The organism is Streptomyces colwelliae (assembly GCF_048158785.1).
Taxonomy (GTDB): Bacteria; Actinomycetota; Actinomycetes; order Streptomycetales; family Streptomycetaceae; genus Streptomyces.
Map to the genome: position 1 here is coordinate 1 of NZ_JBLTJC010000672.1, position 2712 is coordinate 2712.

2 protein-coding genes and 2 pseudogenes are annotated in these 2712 nt (G+C 68.8%); 1 reads left to right on the forward strand and 3 read right to left on the reverse strand.

The genetic code is table 11. The annotated features are described in order from the left end of the window. Positions 1–131: pseudogene (locus tag ACNFOC_RS52985) on the forward strand (helix-turn-helix domain-containing protein); the annotation flags it as partial. A gap of 31 nt (positions 132–162) precedes the next feature. Here ACNFOC_RS52985 and ACNFOC_RS52990 read toward each other — a convergent pair. The 3 genes and pseudogenes from ACNFOC_RS52990 to ACNFOC_RS53000 form a co-directional block, all read right to left on the reverse strand. Beyond that, on the reverse strand, positions 163–951 hold the full coding sequence (locus ACNFOC_RS52990; protein ID WP_416966108.1) for a hypothetical protein: 789 nt from the start codon (positions 949–951) through the stop codon (positions 163–165). Between the two features lie 274 nt (positions 952–1225). Further along, complete coding sequence (locus ACNFOC_RS52995) at positions 1226–2446, reverse strand: acetyl-CoA C-acetyltransferase (protein WP_416966109.1); 1221 nt, start codon at positions 2444–2446, stop codon at positions 1226–1228. Positions 2447–2559: 113 nt separating this feature from the next. Continuing rightward, positions 2560–2712 (reverse strand): annotated as a pseudogene (locus tag ACNFOC_RS53000) (hypothetical protein); the annotation flags it as partial.

A 2712-nucleotide genomic window follows, 5' to 3' on the forward strand; every position in this document is an offset into this window, starting at 1 on the left:
CCGGTTTGACTCAACGTCAGCTTGCCGAGCGGGCGATGGTCGACGAGGAGACGATCGCGTCGGTCGAGCAGGGCAGGCGTCGGCTGATGCCGTCGCTCGCAAAGACGCTGGACAGAATCCTCGACACCCGCACCCGACAACGAACCGGTGCGCCCCGGAAAATCAGAGTGACGCTATGACCCTGTCCGCCAGGATGTACACGTTCTCCTCGCCGCACGCGAAGGTCAGGGTGTAGGCGCCCGAGATTCCGGAGCCGCCCAGGAGGAACGGGGTTTCGCCGGCGCGGAGGGCTGCGGCGAGGCGTTCGGCGGTTTCGCGGTGGCCCGGGGTCATGCAGAGGGTGGTGCCGTCGACGAAGACATAGACGTCGAGGGTGCCCAGGGGGCCGGGGCGGACGTCGGCCAGTTCCACGGCGGCCTCGGCGAGTTCCTCCAGCGTCGCCACCGTGCGTTCGTGGTCGTTCGCCACCGGTGACTGGGCCGGGACGAAGTCCGGGTGGGACGGGTGGCGGCGGCGGGCCGCGGCCAGTTCGGGGGACTCCCCGGCGAACTCGTCGGCGTCCGCGGACAGCTCGGTGACCGGCTCCAGCGGTTCGAGGCCCACGAAGTCGCTCTGGCGGGGCATGAAGAGCTCACTGTCGGGCAGACCCAGCAGGGTCGGCACCTCGGTGTCGCGGGCTTCCTGCGCGGCCCAGAAGGCCCGCGCCTCGGCAAGTTCCCGCTCCCGTTCCTCGGCCAGCGCCTCGGCCACGGCGGCGCGTATCTCATCCGCGTCGGCATGGTTGCGGGCGGCGGGCACGAGCGCCCGTACGGCGGCGGCCCGGCCCTCGGCCAGTTCGGTGTGCAGGTCCGCCACCTGTCGACGGAGCACCAACAGGGTGCGCAGGACGGCGACGCCCACGGCGCCTGTGGCGGCCGTGGTGAGCAGCAAAGCGATCGGCATGGCGCTCACTGACGTACTCCCGGTTCAAAGTCGACCCCCGACTTCCTACATCAGCTTGAAGGGCGGACTAACCAGCTGTCAGTGCGTAACGTCACGAAACGGGCAGGACTTTGGGCCCGATGTTTGGTGGTGAAACGGTCCTGACCTGGGAAAATCCCTCTCCGAAGGGAGATAGGTCACATCCTGGGGGAGATTGGATCACAAATCGGCCCAGAACCCAGGTGGTTACTGGGTTCCGGGCCTGAGGGTGACGCAAAGTTCCCGCGCGATTACGGGGAGTTGGTCAGCTGAGGCGCTCGATGACCATCGCCATGCCCTGGCCGCCGCCGACGCACATCGTCTCCAGACCGAACTGCTTGTCGTGGAACTGGAGGGAGTTGATCAGCGTGCCGGTGATGCGGGCGCCGGTCATGCCGAAGGGGTGGCCGACCGCGATCGCGCCGCCGTTCACGTTCAGCTTCTCCAGCGGGATGTTCAGGTCGCGGTAGGACGGGATCACCTGGGCGGCGAACGCCTCGTTGATCTCGAACAGGTCGATGTCGTCGACGGTGAGACCGGCGCGGCCCAGCGCCTGCTTGGACGCCTCGACCGGGCCGAGGCCCATGATCTCGGGGGAGAGGCCGGAGACGCCGGTCGACACGATCCGGGCCAGCGGGGTCAGGCCCAGCTCGCGGGCCTTCGTGTCGCTCATGATGACGACCGCGGCGGCGCCGTCGTTCAGCGGGCAGCAGTTGCCGGCCGTGACCAGGCCGTCGGGGCGGAACACCGGCTTCAGGCCGGAGACGCCCTCCAGGGTGACGCCGGCGCGCGGGCCGTCGTCCTTCGACACGACGGTGCCGTCGGGCAGCGTGACCGGGGTGATCTCGCGCTCCCAGAAGCCGTTCTTGATGGCTTCCTCGGCGAGGTTCTGCGAGCGGACGCCGAACTCGTCCATGTCCTGGCGGGTGACGCCCTTGATCCGGGCGAGGTTCTCCGCGGTCTGCCCCATCGCGATGTACGGGTCGGGGAGCAGGCCGTCCTCGCGCGGGTCGTGCCAGCTCGCGCCCTCGCTCGCGGCGACCTCGGCGGTACGGGCCTCGGCCTCGGCGAAGATCGGGTTGTGCGTGTCCGGGAGGCTGTCGGAGTTGCCCTTCACGAACCGGGAGACCATCTCGACACCGGCCGAGATGAAGACGTCGCCCTCGCCGGCCTTGATGGCGTGCAGCGCCATGCGGCTGGTCTGGAGGGACGACGAACAGTAACGGGTGATCGTGCAGCCCGGCAGGTGGTCCATGCCCATCTGTACGGCGACGATCCGGCCGAGGTTGCTGCCCTGCTCGCCGCCGGGGAGGCCGCAGCCGAGCATCAGGTCCTCGATGAGCTTCGGGTCCAGCTCGGGGACCTTGGCGAGGGCGGCCTCGATGATCGTGGCGGTGAGGTCGTCGGGGCGCAGGTCCTTGAGGGAGCCCTTGAAGGCGCGGCCGATGGGGGAGCGGGCGGTCGAGACGATGACGGCTTCGGGCATCACGGCTCCATTGGCGTACGTACGGTGATGTGCGGGGCTTCTTGGGAAGTTACCCGTACGTATGGCGAAGGTCACGGGGATCGCTGTGTGACTCTGGCCGCAGTTTCTAAGCGCTTGCTTGGGCCTCCGGCGGATGGGCGGACGCGGTCGCGGGTGATGTCCTCGATTCGCCAGGAGCTGGTGCCGAGGGTGAAGACGTCGCCCACCCGGGACTCGTAGACCATCTCCTCGTCCAGCTCGCCGACCCTGCCGCCGCCCTTCTTGGG

What these genes read in the sequence shown, in the direction of transcription:
- ACNFOC_RS52995 (WP_416966109.1), bottom strand. Translation starts at nt 2,446, where the DNA reads ATGCCCGAAGCCGTCATCGTCTCGACCGCCCGCTCCCCCATCGGCCGC.